This window comes from Paenibacillus nanensis (assembly GCF_003583765.1).
Lineage (GTDB): Bacteria > Bacillota > Bacilli > Paenibacillales > Paenibacillaceae > Pristimantibacillus > Pristimantibacillus nanensis.
Window position 1 is genome coordinate 390,431 of the sequence record NZ_QXQA01000001.1, and the last position, 17,203, is coordinate 407,633.

The 17,203-nt window shown below is 51.9% G+C and carries 16 protein-coding genes; 3 read left to right on the forward strand and 13 right to left on the reverse strand.

Going from position 1 to position 17,203, the window contains the following annotated elements; translation table 11 throughout:
• Window positions 1-32 precede the first annotated feature (32 nt).
• Window positions 33-602: a Crp/Fnr family transcriptional regulator gene (locus D3P08_RS01725; RefSeq protein ID WP_119597689.1), complete on the forward strand. Its 570-nt coding sequence runs from the start codon at window positions 33-35 to the stop codon at window positions 600-602.
• Window positions 603-710: 108 nt separating this feature from the next.
• Here D3P08_RS01725 and D3P08_RS01730 read toward each other — a convergent pair whose 3' ends face one another.
• From D3P08_RS01730 to D3P08_RS01780, 11 genes are all read right to left on the reverse strand, one after another.
• Complete coding sequence (locus tag D3P08_RS01730; RefSeq protein ID WP_206098906.1) at window positions 711-2,078, reverse strand: dicarboxylate/amino acid:cation symporter; 1,368 nt, start codon at window positions 2,076-2,078, stop codon at window positions 711-713.
• Between the two features lie 16 nt (window positions 2,079-2,094).
• Window positions 2,095-5,145: an S-layer homology domain-containing protein gene (locus tag D3P08_RS01735; protein ID WP_119597690.1), complete on the reverse strand. Its 3,051-nt coding sequence runs from the start codon at window positions 5,143-5,145 to the stop codon at window positions 2,095-2,097.
• A gap of 53 nt (window positions 5,146-5,198) precedes the next feature.
• The gene (locus D3P08_RS01740; protein WP_119597691.1) at window positions 5,199-5,993 is read right to left on the reverse strand and encodes a hypothetical protein; all 795 of its coding nucleotides are present in this window, start codon (window positions 5,991-5,993) and stop codon (window positions 5,199-5,201) included.
• Between the two features lie 244 nt (window positions 5,994-6,237).
• Entirely contained in the window at window positions 6,238-7,353 is a 1,116-nt protein-coding gene (locus tag D3P08_RS01745) for a GerAB/ArcD/ProY family transporter (RefSeq protein WP_119597692.1), read from the reverse strand.
• A complete protein-coding gene (locus tag D3P08_RS01750; RefSeq protein ID WP_162848332.1) occupies window positions 7,346-8,473 on the reverse strand; it encodes a GerAB/ArcD/ProY family transporter in 1,128 nt (375 codons plus the stop codon). Before D3P08_RS01750 ends, D3P08_RS01745 begins: the two co-directional genes overlap by 8 nt.
• 22 nt (window positions 8,474-8,495) lie before the next feature.
• Window positions 8,496-8,732 carry a hypothetical protein gene (locus tag D3P08_RS01755; protein ID WP_119597694.1) on the reverse strand — a complete coding sequence of 79 codons (237 nt, stop codon included), beginning with the start codon at window positions 8,730-8,732 and terminating at the stop codon, window positions 8,496-8,498.
• A 5-nt stretch (window positions 8,733-8,737) separates the two neighbouring features.
• Window positions 8,738-9,934, reverse strand: coding sequence for a Ger(x)C family spore germination protein (locus D3P08_RS01760; RefSeq protein ID WP_119597695.1), 1,197 nt, complete (start codon window positions 9,932-9,934; stop codon window positions 8,738-8,740).
• A gap of 26 nt (window positions 9,935-9,960) precedes the next feature.
• The gene (locus tag D3P08_RS01765; protein ID WP_240647254.1) at window positions 9,961-11,454 is read right to left on the reverse strand and encodes a spore germination protein; all 1,494 of its coding nucleotides are present in this window, start codon (window positions 11,452-11,454) and stop codon (window positions 9,961-9,963) included.
• A 186-nt stretch (window positions 11,455-11,640) separates the two neighbouring features.
• The gene (locus tag D3P08_RS01770; RefSeq protein ID WP_119597696.1) at window positions 11,641-12,612 is read right to left on the reverse strand and encodes an NAD(P)-dependent alcohol dehydrogenase; all 972 of its coding nucleotides are present in this window, start codon (window positions 12,610-12,612) and stop codon (window positions 11,641-11,643) included.
• Between the two features lie 25 nt (window positions 12,613-12,637).
• Complete coding sequence (locus D3P08_RS01775) at window positions 12,638-12,862, reverse strand: helix-turn-helix transcriptional regulator (RefSeq protein WP_119597697.1); 225 nt, start codon at window positions 12,860-12,862, stop codon at window positions 12,638-12,640.
• A 1-nt stretch (window position 12,863) separates the two neighbouring features.
• Window positions 12,864-13,310: a hypothetical protein gene (locus D3P08_RS01780; protein ID WP_119597698.1), complete on the reverse strand. Its 447-nt coding sequence runs from the start codon at window positions 13,308-13,310 to the stop codon at window positions 12,864-12,866.
• A 177-nt stretch (window positions 13,311-13,487) separates the two neighbouring features.
• Here D3P08_RS01780 and D3P08_RS01785 point away from each other — a divergent pair, with 177 nt between their 5' ends.
• The gene (locus D3P08_RS01785; protein ID WP_240647197.1) at window positions 13,488-13,889 is read left to right on the forward strand and encodes a DoxX family membrane protein; all 402 of its coding nucleotides are present in this window, start codon (window positions 13,488-13,490) and stop codon (window positions 13,887-13,889) included.
• A 58-nt stretch (window positions 13,890-13,947) separates the two neighbouring features.
• A complete protein-coding gene (locus D3P08_RS01790; RefSeq protein WP_119597699.1) occupies window positions 13,948-14,184 on the forward strand; it encodes a small acid-soluble spore protein H in 237 nt (78 codons plus the stop codon).
• A gap of 129 nt (window positions 14,185-14,313) precedes the next feature.
• Here D3P08_RS01790 and D3P08_RS01795 read toward each other — a convergent pair whose 3' ends face one another.
• Complete coding sequence (locus tag D3P08_RS01795; protein ID WP_119597700.1) at window positions 14,314-15,009, reverse strand: response regulator transcription factor; 696 nt, start codon at window positions 15,007-15,009, stop codon at window positions 14,314-14,316.
• Window positions 15,010-15,014: 5 nt separating this feature from the next.
• Window positions 15,015-17,138, reverse strand: a complete 2,124-nt coding sequence (locus D3P08_RS01800) for a GAF domain-containing sensor histidine kinase (protein ID WP_119597701.1) — start codon at window positions 17,136-17,138, stop codon at window positions 15,015-15,017.
• Between the last annotated feature and the right edge of the window lie 65 nt (window positions 17,139-17,203).

Sequence of the window (17,203 nt, forward strand, 5' to 3'; positions counted from 1 at the left end):
TAAATGTGTCCGGGGCGGACAGGAGGACTGAAATGAAAAGCATTTTGCTCAAATACCTGACCCGATATACGACCCTTAACGCAGAAGAGCAGCAAGCGGTCCTCGATGAGATCGCGGTTGAGACGTATAAAAAAGGAACGGTGCTCCTAAGGCAGGGAGACGTTCCGGATAAATGCTACTTCGTGCTGAAGGGATGCGTCAGACAATATTCGGTTGACGAAGAGGGCAGAGAGATTACGTCGAACTTCTATACGGAAGAGCAAGCGATTTCGATGTTCAGCCATGACAAGCCGTCCGGGTATACCTTCACCTGTCTGGAGGACGCTGTTCTCGTTGCTGGCGACTTGGATACCGAAGAGGAAATGTACCGCAAACATAGACAATTGGAGCTTATGACGCGCAAAATGATTGAGGAAAGCTTCGGCCACATGCAGGAGGAATTCGCGGCATTTATCGCCTCCTCGCCGGAAGCGCGCTTCAAGTCGATGCTGCAGAGCCGGCCGGACCTTCTTGACCGAGTACCGCAGCATCAGCTGGCAAGCTATTTGGGCATGACCCCAGAGTCATTGAGCCGCATTAAGAAACGGGTCCAGCTTCCCTAGACCTCGCGTCATTGTAATGGGGGAGCTGCGAATGCTCACCGACTAAAGCAAGAGAACGCCATTAAAAAAGAAGCTGACGCAGGGAAACCGGCATCAGCTTCTTTTTCATTAGACAGTACTAAGCGAAAGCTCTTCCTCTTCGCCGTCGCGGTTAAACGCTTCGCGATCGAATTCGCCTTCCGAGTTCGCTACGAGAAGGGAGGTAACGGTCGTGCCGGTAGCATTGACGGTCGTGCGGCCCATATCGATGAGGGCTTCCACGCCGGCCACGATTCCGATTCCTTCCAGCGGCAGGCCAAGCGCCGTCAGCACGACAGTTGTCGAAATGACAGCCGGACCGGGCACGCCTGCCACCCCAATGGACGAGATGATGCTGACGAGAACAAGGATAATATAGTCGGACAGCTGAAGCTCGATGTTGAATACTTGCGCGGTAAACACCGCAACGATCGCCGGCCAGACGCCGCCGCAGCCGTTGAAATTGACGGAAGCGCCGAGCGGTGCGATGAAGCTCGCGATCCGAGGAGATACATGCAGCCTCTTCGTGATCACTTCAAGGTTAATCGGCAGCGTCGCATAGCTGCTTCTTGTCGTAAAGGCAACCGCGATCATCGGGTAGATTTTACGGAAAAACCGGATCGGGTTCACCTTAGCCACCAATAAGACGAGACCGCCGAACACGAGCACAAAATGCAAAATGAGCGCGACGTATGAGGAGAGGATGACGTTACCCAGCTCCTGAAGCGTCTCCCAGCCGTACCTTGCCGTAATGCCCGCAATTAAGGCGAATACGCCATACGGCGTCAGGCGAATGACAAATTTGACGACCTGGTGCATCACCTGAGTCAAGGACTGGATTAAATCGCGAACCGGCTTGACGGTGTCGGCATTTTTTTGTCCGAGCTTCACGATCGCCACCGCAAGGAAGATGGCGAAGATCAGGATCGGAACGACTTTGCCTTCGGCCGCATCGCTGATTGGATTCGAAGGCGTAAGCTCGAGTATGACGTCCGTAAATGTCGGGATTTCGCGGGCTGCGAAGTCCTCCGGCACGGCTTGCCGGATGCCGCTGCCCGGATTGAAGGCCAATGCGACCAGCAACCCGATGACCGACGCGACGCCCGTCGTGCCGAGGAACCAAGCGAACGTTTTGACGCCGATCTTGCGCAAGTAGTCCAGATTCGTCAGTGACGAAATACTGTTCAATACAAGCACGAACACGAGCGGAATGACAAGCATTCGGATTAAGTTGACGTAGATGCTGCCAAAGACGGTAATTCCTTTTGTCTCAAACTCTAGATTTTGAAACAGAATGCCCGCCACGAGACCCAGTGCCATACTTGTAATGACGCGAAGGCCGAAGCCTACGCGCTTCTTCGCCAAGGTGAGCAGGAGGAAGAAGACAAAAAGCGATGTGACAAAGCTGTACCAGTTGGTCTCGATTGCCGTAATCAGGTTGTTGGAGATGTCTCCCATGATGATCTAACCCTTCCTAGTTTTTGGACAGGACATTATACAAAATCTGCGCCGCGTGCGCTCTCGTGGTAACGCCTAATGGATCCAGCTTCCCGTTGCTGCCGGCGATCACGCCGCTTTCGACAAATGCCTGTACCGCTTCTTGCGCGAATGGCGAGACATGAGCCGCATCGCTGTAAGAATCAATGGCCGCGTTCGTTTGCTCCGACGGCAGCTCCTCCAGCGCCTTCAGCGAACGGTACAGCAGCGTGAACAGCTCCTGGCGGGACAACGTCTGCTCCGGAGCGAAGCGGTTATCGCCGATGCCCGTTGCGATGCCAAGCTTCTTCGCGGCCGCTAAGTAACCGGTGTAGTATGTGTTGCCGGCATCCGCGAAATTATCCGCGCCGCTTATTTCCTCCTCAATGCCATAGGCATTCAGCAGCAGGACGATGAACTGTCCTCTTGTAAGAGGAGCTTCCGGACTGAAGCTCGAGCCGCCGGTGCCTGTCGTGATGCCGCGCGCAGCCAGATAACCTACCGCTTTGGAGAACCAGGCGGAGTCCGGAACATCATCGAACGCGACGGCGTTATAGCCGATAATGTATTGCGAGAAATGCGGCGTTCCGAAGTTGACCGATTCGCTCGACGCATCGTATTGTCCGCGAATCGTTTCCAGTCCGCCCTCGTCATTGACGTAATAGACGATAATGGCCTCAGCCTTTTCTCCAGCCTTCAGCTCATATGGAATGCTGACATCAGCTCTGCCGCCGTTGAAGGAAGAAACCTGCTCATCGCCGACAAATACCGTGAAGTCATATACCGGACGGTCTCCTAAAATTTCTTGGCCTTCAGGGGTAAGCTCGCTCTTCGCGATGATGATGCTTACGTCTCCCGTGCTGTCAGCTGTACTGATGGCTTGGAGGGCGGCTGCGTTTAACGTTACGGTTCCAAGACCTGCATAGGAGATGCTTAACTCAGCGTCTGTATCTGCCGTGATCTCGTCGAAGGATAACTTAGGAATCGTAAGCTGAGCCAAATGCGTTTTCTCCGCCGTCTCGACTTCAATTTCAATAACAGCGGACTTGCCGGCCTTTTCGGATTCCTTTGCTTTACTTAGGAGACTCGTTAACGTTTCCTTAGGGAGAGTGGCAAGGGTCTCGCCGGTTGTCTCGTCCGTTTCGGAAGACGCCTTAGCTTTCAAAATATCGGTATTGCCGGCAGCAGGCGTCGTCGTCACCGCATCCTCGACTTTCGGAGGCGTCGTAGGCCAAGGACCGGAGGATACCGGCGGCGGATCCTGAACCGTTGTCGTTGCGGCAATGACGATATCGACGGACTGGCCTGCATTATACAATACTTCAGCCGGCGTTCTAGGCTTGCCGGATGCGGTAACGGGCCCTTGGTAGCCTGGCTTTGCTTTGTATCGGATCTTATAAGCGCCGGCAGGAAGACCCGTAATCGCGTCAAGCGAAGAATCTGCGCTTCGGTAAGCGGTATCCGGCTCGTTTGCCTTCTTATACTCCAGCGCTTTGTTTTTGATTCCCGTAATTTGACCGTCATTCGATCTGTTGGTTGAAGCATTGACGGCTGCAAGGCCGGTCGGAACGGCTTCCAATCGGGAATAGAGGGCATCCAGACCTTTTAGAAGAGCCGCGTTATTGAAGCCATCTGCGATGCCGTCGCCGAATACATAAGCGGGATCCACGTTCGAGGCAGCGCCGGTCCAGGAATACATCAATTCGATATGTCCGAGAATTGGCGCCGCTGCGCCATCCGCGTCCTTGTTCTCTTTGTTATAAGCGAACAAATAAGGAACTTGCAGTCTGTCAGCGGTATACGAGACGCCTTCCTTCGTATAGGAGATGACGGCAGGCGTCGCGGCGGATTTATTTTGGGTTTTGATGTTGGTCAAATAGGTGGACACCAGATCGCCGTACAGATAGGCTAAATCGTGGTTGTTCGTCCGGATTTGAAGCTCCTCGTTGCCGTGCGGATGCGTTGTTTTGGCCACATCGATACCGGCCGTGAGCTTCGTGTCGAAGAAGTAAATTTTATCGATTCCTTTTAACTTCGCTTGGTTCGCGATAAACCGAATGTCGGCTTGCGTGTTCGGGCACCAAGAGCCGCCGAACAGAATGACGTAATTGCCGTTCGTCTGCAGCAGGCGAATGAGCTGATCGTACGTGACATGCTCGAACACGTCGTAGTTGTCGACGCCTTGCGTAAAGATCGTCACCTTTTTGTTGCCGTCCGCGATATTTGGGTTATAAGTCGGGTTTTCGCTCCAGAACGTCTGGTTGAAGGCGTCCCCGATGAATTCCCAGTTGGTCAGCGTATCATATTCCGTGGCTGGAACTTGGCTTAAGACGTTTTGGACTTTGGTTTTGTAGCTATCGATTAGCGTAGAATTGGCGAAATAAGACGCATCATAGGACAAGCTTTCGGAAGCGCCATGCTTCTCCAAGGATGCGATGACCGGAGCCGGCGTCACGCCGTCCTCCGCTTTATGGTCCTTGTCATAGACGAATAAGAACGGGGCTTGCAGCTTGCTTGCAACGACTGGCGTTCCGTTAGCGGAATAACTGACAAGGTGCGCAGGGTCTCCGTCCGTCTTGTCATAAATCGTTGAAAGGTTAGGGAGGTACTTGTTGACCAGATCCACATAGTAATGGGAATATTTATTGGCGCTATCGGCAATTTCGACATCCTTGCCGTCCAATTTCGTATCGAAGTTGTAAATGGTCGTCACGCCGTACTGCTTGGCGACCTCGTTAATGTAGCCGATATCGGCTTGCGTCTCATTGCTCCATGCGCCGCCGATTAAAATCGCAAAGGTGCCTTGGCTTTCAAAAAGGCGAACGAGATCCTCGTAAGTAACGGTTTTGAAAACATGGGAATCCGCGTTCGCCAGGCTCGGATAGGCATCCTTGAAGTAATCGTAGTGGCTGACAGGGCTTGCAGGCGAGGCCGTTACTGCGGCAGCGCTCGCTTGTTTCGCGCCAGCTCCGAATGCGGAAAGTGTCAATACTGCCGCTAGTAAAAGCGGCAGTAAACGTTTAGGCTTTTTAATCATGTTCGTGATCAAGAGCTTGACCTCGCTTTCAGTTATAAAATGTAAGAGTACGGGCAATGATCTGCTTAGCAGATTTCTTCTTCAGACGTGCTCGGAGCGGCAGGGGCGGACGGCTCCGTCGAGCCGGACGAAGGGGCTGGCGCCGCCGATCCGGAGTTAGACGAGGAAGAGCTCGAGCCGGATGCGGCTTCCGAAGACGAGCTTGAGGCGGCGGGTCCAGAATCGGAAGAGCTGGCCTTTGGCTGAACGCTCGATTTCTTCGTAAAGGTTACGGCGCTTTTCTCCTCCGATTTGCTTTCAGACGCGCTAGGCGCAGGCGCTTCAGGCTTCTTCGTCTCTTCCGCCTTCGGCGCAGAGGCCGGAGCAGTAGCCGCTGGGGCGGAAGCGTTTGGTTTGGTTTCTGCCTTTGGTTTAGCTGCTGCTGTCTCCTTAGGAGCCGCAGTTGGCTTTATCTCGGCAGCAGGAGCTTCTTTCGCTGCGGCGGAGGCTGCTTTCTTTGTTTCCGTATTCGAGACCGAGCTTTGCTCGGCTGGTACTGCCGTGGAGGCGCTGCTTTCATTGCCGGCAGCGGCTTGAGGCTGAATTTCGGCAGGAGCAGCCGAAGATTCAACTTGCGTTTGGCTGTTCTCTGAAACGGTCTTCACAGCGGGGGAATCCGACTGCGCTTGCTGCAGGTTCGCTGCTGACGGTTCGTTTACCGGAACAGCGGCTTCGCTCGTGGCTGCAGAAGGCTGCTTTGTTGCCGGTGAGTTGTCTTGCGGGCTGTCCTTAGCCGATACAGCCGCGTAAGTAAATGCGGCAAACGCCAGCACAATAAGGATGAATGCTAGACTGCGCTTAGGTATTGCGAATTGCTTCATAGATTAACCATCCCTTTCGCTCTGTGAGCTTTGTAGTGTAGAGCGCCTCATTCCCTTAGCAGAAAAAAAAGAGACTTAACAAGGCTGCTTATGCATACCTGTTAAGTCTCTGGTTGACCAGTGGACGTTGCTTCTTTTATTCCTTAAGGATCAATCGGCTTTCTCTCCCTCATATTAAGGTGTCATTGTCGTACTGTCAATCCTTTTTCTTTTAATTCCTATAGGTTTTGTAGGGATTAAAATGTTATTCGGAGGCAGACGGCTTCTGTTCCATCCTCTTCCGCATCAGTCCGGTTGCATAAAGCAGCAGCGGCAGCAATAAACAAACGGTGATTACATACGGAATATACACGGTTGAATCAAAGTCCATCATATACACAACGTTCGGATAGATAATCATGGAATACGAGATAAAGATCATCCCGCAAGGCAGAACAAGGGGACGATAGTCTTTGCAGCCGCAGAGCTGCGCAATCCCCGTAATAAAGCCGTAAGCGTAGAAGGTCGTTTTGAAAAAGATCGACATGAACCACATGCCGGCCATCAAAATTTCGACCCGTTGAATAAAGTTGGCGATGTTAATTTTTTTAGCCAGCGCATAGCTTGGGTACATGTTTCTAGCTGTAAAATCGGCGCCTAAGACGGAAATGCTCATGAAAGTGACGATGATGATCGCAATTCCTCCAAGCAGAGTTCCGACGAAAAACGCTTTTCCCGCGCCTTTCGTATGATTCAGGTTAGCCGGAAAAAACATGAGGAACGCCACGAGCGGGAGGGATGCCGTCCCAAGGAAGGAGAGAGCGGCCTTCAAGGTTGGTTTCATGCCGACATCCAGAATAGGTTTAATCTTTTCAAGGTCAATCTCCGGCGAAACGAACAAGGTGGATACGGTAAACAGGATGAGAAACCATGGGAACAAAATCTCGGAGGTGCGCGCAAGCACCTCAAGCCCAAGACGCAAGCCCATCACGACGAGTCCGCCGAAGAGCAGCACAAAGGCGCCGAGAGGCGTTTCGGGCATGACCTGTGTTGTCATGAAATTTCCCATATAATAAAGGACGCTAGCAGCGCCAGTAAAAAAGAAAAAAATAAAGGCAAGGGAAACCAGCTTGCCGAACCATTTGCCAAGCGTACGCTCGAGGAAACCGAAAAGCGTGAGTTCGGGAAAAAGTTTGCCTAACGAAATATACAAGTAAACAATCAGCAAGCCTATCAGCCAGCCCACGGCAGCGGCGAGCCATGCATTTTGCTTCGCGTCAGCCGCCAGGGAAGAAGGGATGACCAGAATGGTCGTGCCGATTGTATAGAACATGGTCAGAATAGTGAACTGGCGTAATGAAATTTTGGTGCTGTTAATCATCGGTTCCAGCTCCTTGAAGTTCTTGATGGTTGATCCGTTTTTTAACCAAGCCTGCCATGTAAATGAGCAGCGGAAGCAAGAAGCCAACCGTTATCGCAAACGGGATGTAGACGGTTGATTCGAATTCGCTCATAGCGGCAACGCTTGGATACACAACGAAGGATGATGCGACGATAATCATCCCGCACGGCAGAACGAGCGGCCGGTAATCCTTACAGCCGCAAAGCTGCGCGATACCCGTTATAAAACCGTAGGCATAAAAAGCAGCTTTGAAAAAAATCGTGAGAAACCACATGCCGGCCATTAAGATTTCGACCCGCTGAATAAAGTTTCCGATATTAATTTTTTTTGCCAACGCGTAGCTTGGGTACAGGTTTTCCGCGCTAAGCTCGACTCCCAAGATGGTGATGCTCAAGAAAGTAACAATAACGACAAAGATTCCTCCAATTAGCACACCGGTAAAAAAAGCGTTTCCGGCCTTCTTCTTATGCTGGAATGAGACCGGATACACCATTAAAAAGACATATAGCGGCAGAGAAGCTGTGCAGGCGAAGTTCAAAGCCGGCCAAATGATCGGTTTCATGCCGAACTCAAGGATCGGCAGCACTTTTTGAGAATCGATTTCCGGAGTAAGAAAGAGCGCCAAGACCGTAAACAATAAAATAAACCATGGAAATAAAATTTCCGCAGTGCGGGCCAGCACCTCAAGACCCAGCCGCAATCCCATCACCAGCAATGCTGCAAATAAGAGGGCGAATGCCTCGATAGGCGTCTCCGGCATAATCTCTGTCGTCATAAAGTTCCCCAAATAATATAAAACGATGGAGGAGCCAATGAAGGAAAAAAAGATAAAAGGCAGAGCCAGCAGCTTCCCAAGCCATTTCCCGAAAGTTAGCTCAAGAAAAGCGGTAAATGTCATGCCGGGAAAAAGTCTTGCCAAAGAAACATAGAGGGCGACCACGACTAAACCTAGCAGCCAGCCTGCTATAGCGGCGAGCCAAGCATCCTGACGGGCATCGGCGGCAAGAGGCGCCGGAATAACGAGTATGGTCGTGCCGACCGAATAGAGCAGAATGAGTATCGTAAATTGCCGCAATGATAGTTTCACGGTGTCTGACATCGCTAACTCCTCCGCTTGCTTGTTAGCCTTTAAGCCAGGCATCCAGCACCTGACTCATCGGTTTGAAAATCAGGTATATAAGGTCCAGCGGATTCGGCACGACCATATCGAAGGAAACCGCGATAGAAAGCATCGTACCGATCAGCAAAAGGATGGAGAATACCCACAGCTCCTTTTTCATCTTCGCTTTAATAAGCAAGGGAACCTCGAGATAGGCGAAAAAGGAGGCTGCGGCGATTATCCCAGCGGCAATCCACATGGCGTCTATTCCTTCCTTTCGTTTTGAAAAGAATTGGCTACCGTTCCGATGCGCCGTATTTCCGTATGCACATTCACGATGACGTCCACCTTCGGAAAAACCTCGTGCCAGTTTTCCTTCAGCTGCCTCCAAGCTGCAGGGTCCGCCCGGTGTATCGCTTCTCCGAAGCCGAATATATCCGACTTATAATCGTTCTGTACTTTTTTGACCGTCGTCTTAATAATCGAGGCAACCTTTTGATTCGCCAGCTGCTCGAGCTCTGCGATCGTCTCTCGTTTTGTCAAATCAAGCTCGCATTCGACCTCGCCTACGTTCTCCTCGGTTTTGACTTCGATTTGGATTTGGGGCTGGTCATTCACGACTTTGCCCTTTACCTTTGTTTTGGACGAGATGACTTCCAACGCAAGCTTTCCGCCGTTCGGACAGGAGGCGAGACCGACCGTATTTTGCACACGATCCGTAATGTAGCTGTAGCCTTTGCTTTCTTTCTCATTTAGATAGCCGACCAGCTTGCCTCCTTGAAGTACGGCTAGACCTGAATATTTCAAGTAGCCGGTCGGCGAAATATTTTCGATATTTTTCTGTGAATGGCCGGCTTTTCCTCCTATGACGGAAACGGCGCTTAACACAGGACTTTTGCCCTCGCTTACAAAATCCGAAATAAGCTCGTCCAGCGTAATCGTTGCCGTCGGCGCCCACAGCTTCTCGGATGAATTTAAAGACAGATAAAGATTATTTGCCGGTATTTTCTCGATGGGCGTCAGTACCTTTAATACATTAGAGGCGGTTGTGTCTTTCGCAACGATAACAAAATAATCGGTGCGAACCTCGTGATCCCTGGAGAAATGATCGAGCGCTTTCTCCATGCCTTCGCGGGCCAGCTGCTCCCCGATAATCAGAACGCGAAGATGAGCCAAATAAACTTCCCTCGAGCTTTTCGTCGTTATTTTGCGAATGGCCTCAAATATCGTTTCTGCTGTAGCTTCATATACCGTGACGGGTGTGCGGTTTCCGCTTGATTTGCCTGACACGATCTCGCCGGGACTCACGATTTGAACGGTAACCCGGTAGCCCTTGTCCGCTTTATCGACACCGATTCCAACGGCTATGCCGAGCTCATTCAATTCTCTGCGGCTCCAGCATCCGGTTAAGAGGACCAGTAACAGGAGGACGCTGATCAGCGCGGACAACTTGCGAATCATGAGGCGCTCACCTTCTTAGAAAATTATTATTTCTGCGGCTTAGCGGGCCGGGACATTTGTTCGCGGATGATATTTCGCTGACTGATTAACCGCGGACGCGAGGTCATCGCCCAGTGGGGCAGACGAAAGATCGTATCCTTATGATCGTCCGGGATAAACGGCGCGAACGGGCTCATATACGGCACGCCGAACGAACGCAGGCTGCAAAGATGCATGACCAGCGCGATTAAGGCGACGACAATCCCGAAGACGCCAAAAGCCGCCGCGAGTCCCATAATGACGAATCGGAGCATACGTACCGATATCGCCATGCTGTAGCCCGTAATGACAAAGCTGGAAATCGCGGTTATCGCCACGACGATAACCATTGACGCCGAAACGATACCGGCTTCGACCGCGGCTTGCCCGATAACAAGCGTACCAACAATGGAGACCGCTTGTCCGATTGGACGAGGCATGCGTATGCCTGCTTCCCGTAAAATTTCGAACGTAATTTCCATCAGCAGCGCTTCGATGAACGCGGGAAAAGGCACGCCTTCGCGCTGAGCGGCAAGGCTGATGAGCAGCTGCGTCGGAAGCAGCTCCTGATGGAAGGTGGTAATGCCGATATACAGCGCCGGTCCGACCATCGCGATAAAGAGGCTGATGAACCGGATCATGCGCAGAAGCGTACTGATATCGGCGCGCTGATAATAATCCTCTGCCGTCTGGAAGAAGGAGATGAACAGAGTAGGGACGATCAGCACAAATGGAGTCCCGTCGACAAGAATCGCAACCCGTCCTTCAAGCAGAGCCGCCGCGACGCTGTCGGGCCTCTCCGAATTATTGACTGTCGGGAAGGGCGAGTACGTCTCGTCCTGAATCAACTCCTCGATATACCCGCTCTCCAATATGCCGTCAATATTGATTTTATCGAGCCGTTTCCGGACCTCCTTGACGACTTTTCCGTTCACAATGCCGTTTATGTACATGATGGCAACGTCGGTTTTGGTTACTTTTCCGATTTGCCTCGTCTCCACCCAGAGGTTCGGATTTTTAATTTTCCGTCTAATCATTGACGTATTCGTGCGGAGTGTCTCGGTAAAGCCTTCTTGTGGACCCCGTACGACAACCTGCGAGATCGGCTCGGAAATACTGCGGTCTTTCCAGCCCTGCGTGCTTGCTGAAACGCCGCGCGAGCAGCCGTCTAAGAGCAGAACGGTTCCGCCGGACAAGATCGAGGAATAGATCTCCTGGAAATTTGTGATTTCCTTGTAGTCGCCTAATTTTTGAGCAAGCTCCTTCAAGGCTTCCAGCAGGTTATCCCGTTCCGTTGTCTGATCGGGCGTCTCCAGAATAAAATCGGTAATCATTTTTTTATCCGCTAATCCGTCCGTATAAATAATCGCGGCGCGCGCGACACCGAATGCGATTTCGCGAATCACGATATCATCGCTGTTTCCTAGATCCTTTCGAATCTTATCGATATTGGGCTGAAGCTTGACCTTAATCGGTTCAGCCTGGGGCATGTTATTGTCCATCACTATCCAATCATTCCTTGGGGGATCAGTCATATTCGATTCATGCTTCCTGCGGGTTAAGTGTTAGTATTCTATGATTACCCAATTTTATGCAGGCCAGGGGAGGCGTCGGATGGAGCGGGACAAGAAAAGCCGGATGACCCGCTCTTTCGAGCGGCCTCCGGCTTGGATGAGGATGAAGATCAATTAGGGCATGGTTAGGACGACATTTCCTTTTTTGCGGCCTTGGTCCACATACCGGTGCGCCTCGGCCGCTTGCTTGAACGGGTAGCACCGGTCGATAACAGGCTTTAATTGTCCGGATTCCGTTAACTTTTTGATCAAGTAAAGATCCTCCGCTCGCGGAACGACGGTGCCGCCGACAACGGTCTTGCCGCTGGTCTTGGAACGCGACGCCGCGTTATGCCGCGAACCTGCCATGCCTGTATGAAGATAATACCCCTTATTTGTCAGAGAGTTTTTACATTGAGAGAAGGTTGTTTTGCCTACCGCGTCAAAAATGATATCGTATCGCTCGCCGTTCCCGGTGAAATCCTCCTGTGCGTAATCGATTATGAAATCCGAGCCCAGCGATTTGACCCATTCGATATTTGAGGCGCTGCATACCGAGGTTACCTCCGCTCCAAAATGCTTGGCAAGCTGAACCGCGAATGTGCCGACACTGCCTGACGCGCCGTTGATCAGCACTTTTTGTCCGGGCTGGATCCGTCCTTTTTGAAGAAAGGAAAGCGCGGTCGTTGCTCCTATCGATAGAGCGGCGGCTTCCTCAAACGTCGCATTATCCGGTTTGATCGCGACGGCCCCGTCTTCGGGCATACACTTATATTCGGCGTGCGCGCCGAATTTCACATTCGAGGTCGACGCAAATATGCGGTCGCCTTTCTTGAACCGCGTAACGGCTTTGCCGACAGCTTCAACTACTCCGGACAGCTCCATGCCGAATATCGGGTTTCTAGGCTTTCTGAAGCCTAAAGCGAACCGAGCGGGGAGCCAGAACATACGGGGGACGGTAAAGCTTCGCATTCTGCAGTCTCCGGCGTTTACGGCTGCCGCGCGCACCTTGATCAATATTTCATAGTCTTTCGGAACGGGCGTCTCCACTTCTTGGAGCTGAAGAACATCGGGTCCGCCATATTTCGTCGCGACTAGAGCTTTCATATAACCTCACTCCTTGGATTTGCTGTTAATCCTCTTTCATTTCTCCGTAATAGAATACTTCCTCTAGCGGCATGTTGAAGGCGATCGCGATGCGGAATGCCAGCTCGAGAGAAGGGGAGTAGTTGCCCTTCTCCAACGCAACGATCGTTTGTCTGGTTACGCCGACCTTGTCGGCCAGCTGCTGCTGCGTCATTTCGTTATGATTGAACCGTAATTTTCGAATGTGATTGCCGACAAGATTTCTGCCCATGTCAGACTCCCTTCCGATAGTGGTACAGTTTCGTTGCCGCGCCGGTAAGCTCGGCTATAAATCCGGAGACGATCAGCGTCATGAACATCACTTGGGACGGCTGCTCGATAACAAGCGACCCCATGGCAAGAAGAAAGCCGATGACGAATACAAAAAAAGAATTGCGGAACGCCTTTAACCCAATAAGCTTATCTAATTCATCTTCGAACGAAGGCTCCTTCTCGTTGGTCGTTATCCGGTAGATGAGGTTAAACACGATGCTGATGATGATGTGCGCGATAATGGACACCAAAGTGAGAATAAGCACAAAAGAGCCCCAATATCGAAAAAGCTCGGTTTGCTCCGGCGCGCCATCCGGATATCTCGGATACATGTATAAGGAATAAGAAACGAAGATGAGAATCGCGCTGAACAGGGAAACGATGCTTTTTTTCTCTTGAAAGGTCATAGCCTTGTCCTCCAGTATATTATTCTTTACACAAAGTAAAGTTTGTTATACATAAGATAACCGGATAACGTTTGGATGTCAAGTTTGTTTGACATGATATTATCCGTTCGGATAATGTTTTTTGTTTTCTAACCTTGTTAAACTAGAAGCGAAGAATACAGCATAGGGGGGCGCAGAGTGAAAGTATTAGTCGCGCATATGAGCCGGATTTTGTTAGGAGCTATTTTTCTGCTGGCTGGAATCAATGGTTATTTTGTTATTTTTGAGCTTGAGCCGTTTATTGCGACCAGTCCGCAGGCAATGGCCTTGCTCGAAATGGATTATCTTCTCATCGCCGAGAAATCGATTGAGGTGATTTGCGGGGCGCTGCTTTTAATCAATCGATTCGTTCCGCTGGCGCTAGCGGTGTTGACGCCTATAACCGGCAATATTTTGCTGCTTCATTTGTTCGTCGATCATTCTTTGCTTCTGCTTGCATGCATCCTTAGCCTTGCTACAGCTTATTTGCTGTACGGCTACAAAGACCATTACCTGCGTTTATTTGACCGGAGCGCTGAAGCTTTCGGGAAGTCGCTTTGAATAGAACGCTCCTCCCGCGCAAACAATGAAATGACGTTACGGCAAAGGAGGAAATGGATTGAATATTCAACGGGCACAGGAAATTGCCACATCGCCGGTCATGGCTAACGTGGAGTATAACGGGAAGCAGGTTTATATTCAGCATGTGAACGAGGACAACGAGACGGCAAGAATTTATCCTCTTGACCAGCCGGAGCAGGAAATGGACGTTCCGTTACGCAGTCTTTCCGAGCCGGATTCCCAGGTAGCGATGGAGGTCGAATCGATCGCGTGCCAGCTTCCGAGTGACAGGTAGTTTGTGACAACGAAAAATCAATGAAATCAAAAATGGGCTATTCCACACGGAAAGGCCCATTTTTTGCGGGGTGAATTCTAGCCATTCAAGCTGCGTCTAGGCAATTGGCACGCTCGTATCGACTAAGTGCTAGTTATGCCGCGACTGCTCGACCAGCTTCCGAGCTTCGTGACGGGTCATGACTTGGAGCTTATTAAGAATGTTCGATACGTTATTCGCAACGGTCTTGGCGCTGATATGCAGCCGTTCGGCGATCTGAGCGTTCGTATCCCCGACCGCGATCCGTTCCAAAATCTCCGCTTCGCGCCGGGTTAACTCGGCAAAGGCCGGGTCCCGCAGCAATCCGTGCCTGCCGAGCCCGTGCTCTTCCGACATTTCGTTGGAGGCATCGGCTTTCACTTGAGAGACTTGCGAGGCGAAAAATTGCATCATTCGCTCCGCTATTCCCGTGCTGAATACGGCGCTTCCGCTTCCCACCATACGGATCGACTGCAGCAGCTCCTCCTCATCCGCATCCTTTAGCACATAACCCTTGGCGCCGACTCGCATAGCTGTGAAAACCGACTGATCGTCCTGATACATGGTTAGGATTAGTATTTCAATAGCGGGAAACCGCTCTTTAATCTGCGCGGTCGCCTCGATGCCGTTCAATCCAGGCATGCGTATATCCATAATGATGAGGTCGGGGAGCAGCTCGCCCGCCAACTTCACCGCCTCGATGCCATCCGACGCTTCCCCGACAACCTCCAGGTCGTCTGTTGTCGCGAGCAAGCTGCGAACGCCGCTGCGAAACATCGGGTGGTCCTCGGCTATCAATATTCTCATCGGTCTTATCCTCCTAAAGTGTGGGGTGACAACGGAAGCCATGCGCGCACCCGCGTTCCGCCGGCATTCTGCTGTTCAATGACGCATTCCCCGCCGATTTCTGCAGCCCGCTCGCGCATAGAGATGAGCCCAATGCCGCCGGGGTTCCCGATTACAGCCGGACGCTGCGCCGCACCGACACCTATGCCATCGTCTGTCACTTCCGCCAGCAGCCGGTTATCCTCCGTCACAGCCAATTTAACCCGGCAGACGGATGCGTTGGCGTGCTTTAAGACATTTACCATCGATTCCGTCACGATCCGGTAGACGGCAACCTCCACGGCTGCGCTTAATGGCGGCAAAGATGCCGGAGCGTCGATCTGCATCTGCAGCCTTGCCGCCGCTAAGCCGTCTGCGGTTAGCCCGGAAGGCTTCGCCATCTCGTCCATCCGCGAGCGGATGGCGCCGATTAGCCCGAGCTCATCCAGCGCTGGCGGCCGCAGATCGTTTACGAGCGAGCGAATGTCTTGCACGGTCGTACGAATCACTTGGCCAAGCTCATCCATCTTGGCGACCGCAACGGCGGGCTCCTTGTCGACGAATTTGCGCGCAACGGCCACGTTAATCGCGAGCGCCGCCAATCTTGGCGCTAGATCGTCATGAAGATTGTTGCGGATCCTCCTGCGTTCTTCTTCCCGGGCAAGGACAAGCTTCTCGCGCGATTCCTGCAAATCCTCGGCCAGCCGTCTCATTGCCTGCAGCATGTCGGCGTTATTCACGATCGGTCCGGCCTGCTGAAGCAGCACCTCCAGAAATTTATGGTCCTCCGACGAGAAGGCTTCGCCTGCGGAACGGGCAGCCGCATACAACGTGCCGACCGATTGCCCCTGATACACAATGGGGAGGGCTTGCAGCTCCAGTCCTTCTTTTCGTTCGCCGGCTTCGGCCAGAACCGTTTCTTGTCCTTCTACGCTTTTGGCGATGCTGACATAAGGCAGACGCAGCGCGCCTTGAACTTGGCGGGCAATGGCAGTCAGCATCGCATCCGGCGCAAGCGGCTGGATCATCTGGCTGCCTAGCTCCAGCAGCACGGCGTACGGGTCGTCATGGCGTCCCTTCATCAGCCTGTTGACCTGCCGCTGCAGCCATTCCTTTAACGGAGCGAACAGGGCGGCGACGAGCGCTGTCGCCAGAAGGGAGACGACGTAATGATTCCAGGTTGTAAACAATCTTCCGAGATAGAGCACAGCTGCGCTGTACAGCAGAATAATAAAGACGGTCATCGCGCCGTACACAATCGTCCGGTTTACAAGGGGGTTAATGTCCCATAGCCTTCGTCTGAGAACGGCGAGAGTGAGCGTAACAGGAAGAGCCGATAGACTGAGATGCAAGGCGGCATTTAATACCACATAAGCGGCTGCGTCATCTTTATAGAAAACGGGGTCAAACATCATGCTGATGACCATGAATCCAATAAAGCAGACGGCTACGCCATACACGACCCATTTGGTCTGCTGGCGCTGCTCGGGAGAAGAGATGCGCCGGAAGCGATGTATTTGGGCGTAAATTAACAGTGCGGTTGTCAGAATGAACCATAAAAACTGAATGGGTCGAGGCAAACCAAGCTCCCGCCAAATATTCCCTTCATAAAAAATGTTTGCGGTGTTGACGACGACGATCAGCGCCATGGGATATTTTGACCAAGCGGGCACGAAGGAGCCGTTCGGAAAGAGCAGGCAGAACAATGATATCGCAATCCAGCCGACAGCCGATGCGATCAAAAACCAGTAGAAAGAGAACTGTCCGTCCGCCGACCCGATGCTGACGAGCGAAGGGAAGGAAGTGCCGAAAGCGATCATGGCTAGCGCGGCAAGCAGTCCCACCGGCGCCTTTGCGCCCTTCCAAAGAAGAATAAGGGCAGCTAAATAGAATACGAGCGTAAAGGAGCAATCGACCAATAGAAGAAGCAGGGCGGTCTCCGATAACGTAAGCTTCCCAAGGATGAGCGGAGGAACGACGTTTCCGCACCCGTTCATAATGCATTCGGTCACCATCGTATCGTAGTAGATGGGAATGCAGCTAATATAGACAGACGCCGTTACGATAAAAAATAGTCCGACAAGCAGCTGATAGAGTCTAATTTTTTCCATGCTCCTATTATAGCGGCCTTGCTATGTTTTGAATATGAGTCCGCTGCGAATTCCCGTCCCCCATT

What these genes read in the sequence shown, in the direction of transcription:
- D3P08_RS01725 (WP_119597689.1), top strand. Translation starts at nt 33, where the DNA reads ATGAAAAGCATTTTGCTCAAATACCTGACCCGATATACGACCCTTAAC.
- D3P08_RS01730 (WP_206098906.1), bottom strand. Translation starts at nt 2,078, where the DNA reads ATGGGAGACATCTCCAACAACCTGATTACGGCAATCGAGACCAACTGG.
- D3P08_RS01740 (WP_119597691.1), bottom strand. Translation starts at nt 5,993, where the DNA reads ATGAAGCAATTCGCAATACCTAAGCGCAGTCTAGCATTCATCCTTATT.
- D3P08_RS01745 (WP_119597692.1), bottom strand. Translation starts at nt 7,353, where the DNA reads ATGATTAACAGCACCAAAATTTCATTACGCCAGTTCACTATTCTGACC.
- D3P08_RS01750 (WP_162848332.1), bottom strand. Translation starts at nt 8,473, where the DNA reads ATGTCAGACACCGTGAAACTATCATTGCGGCAATTTACGATACTCATT.
- D3P08_RS01755 (WP_119597694.1), bottom strand. Translation starts at nt 8,732, where the DNA reads ATGTGGATTGCCGCTGGGATAATCGCCGCAGCCTCCTTTTTCGCCTAT.
- D3P08_RS01760 (WP_119597695.1), bottom strand. Translation starts at nt 9,934, where the DNA reads ATGATTCGCAAGTTGTCCGCGCTGATCAGCGTCCTCCTGTTACTGGTC.
- D3P08_RS01765 (WP_240647254.1), bottom strand. Translation starts at nt 11,454, where the DNA reads ATGGACAATAACATGCCCCAGGCTGAACCGATTAAGGTCAAGCTTCAG.
- D3P08_RS01770 (WP_119597696.1), bottom strand. Translation starts at nt 12,612, where the DNA reads ATGAAAGCTCTAGTCGCGACGAAATATGGCGGACCCGATGTTCTTCAG.
- D3P08_RS01775 (WP_119597697.1), bottom strand. Translation starts at nt 12,862, where the DNA reads ATGGGCAGAAATCTTGTCGGCAATCACATTCGAAAATTACGGTTCAAT.
- D3P08_RS01780 (WP_119597698.1), bottom strand. Translation starts at nt 13,310, where the DNA reads ATGACCTTTCAAGAGAAAAAAAGCATCGTTTCCCTGTTCAGCGCGATT.
- D3P08_RS01795 (WP_119597700.1), bottom strand. Translation starts at nt 15,009, where the DNA reads ATGAGAATATTGATAGCCGAGGACCACCCGATGTTTCGCAGCGGCGTT.
- D3P08_RS01800 (WP_119597701.1), bottom strand. Translation starts at nt 17,138, where the DNA reads ATGGAAAAAATTAGACTCTATCAGCTGCTTGTCGGACTATTTTTTATC.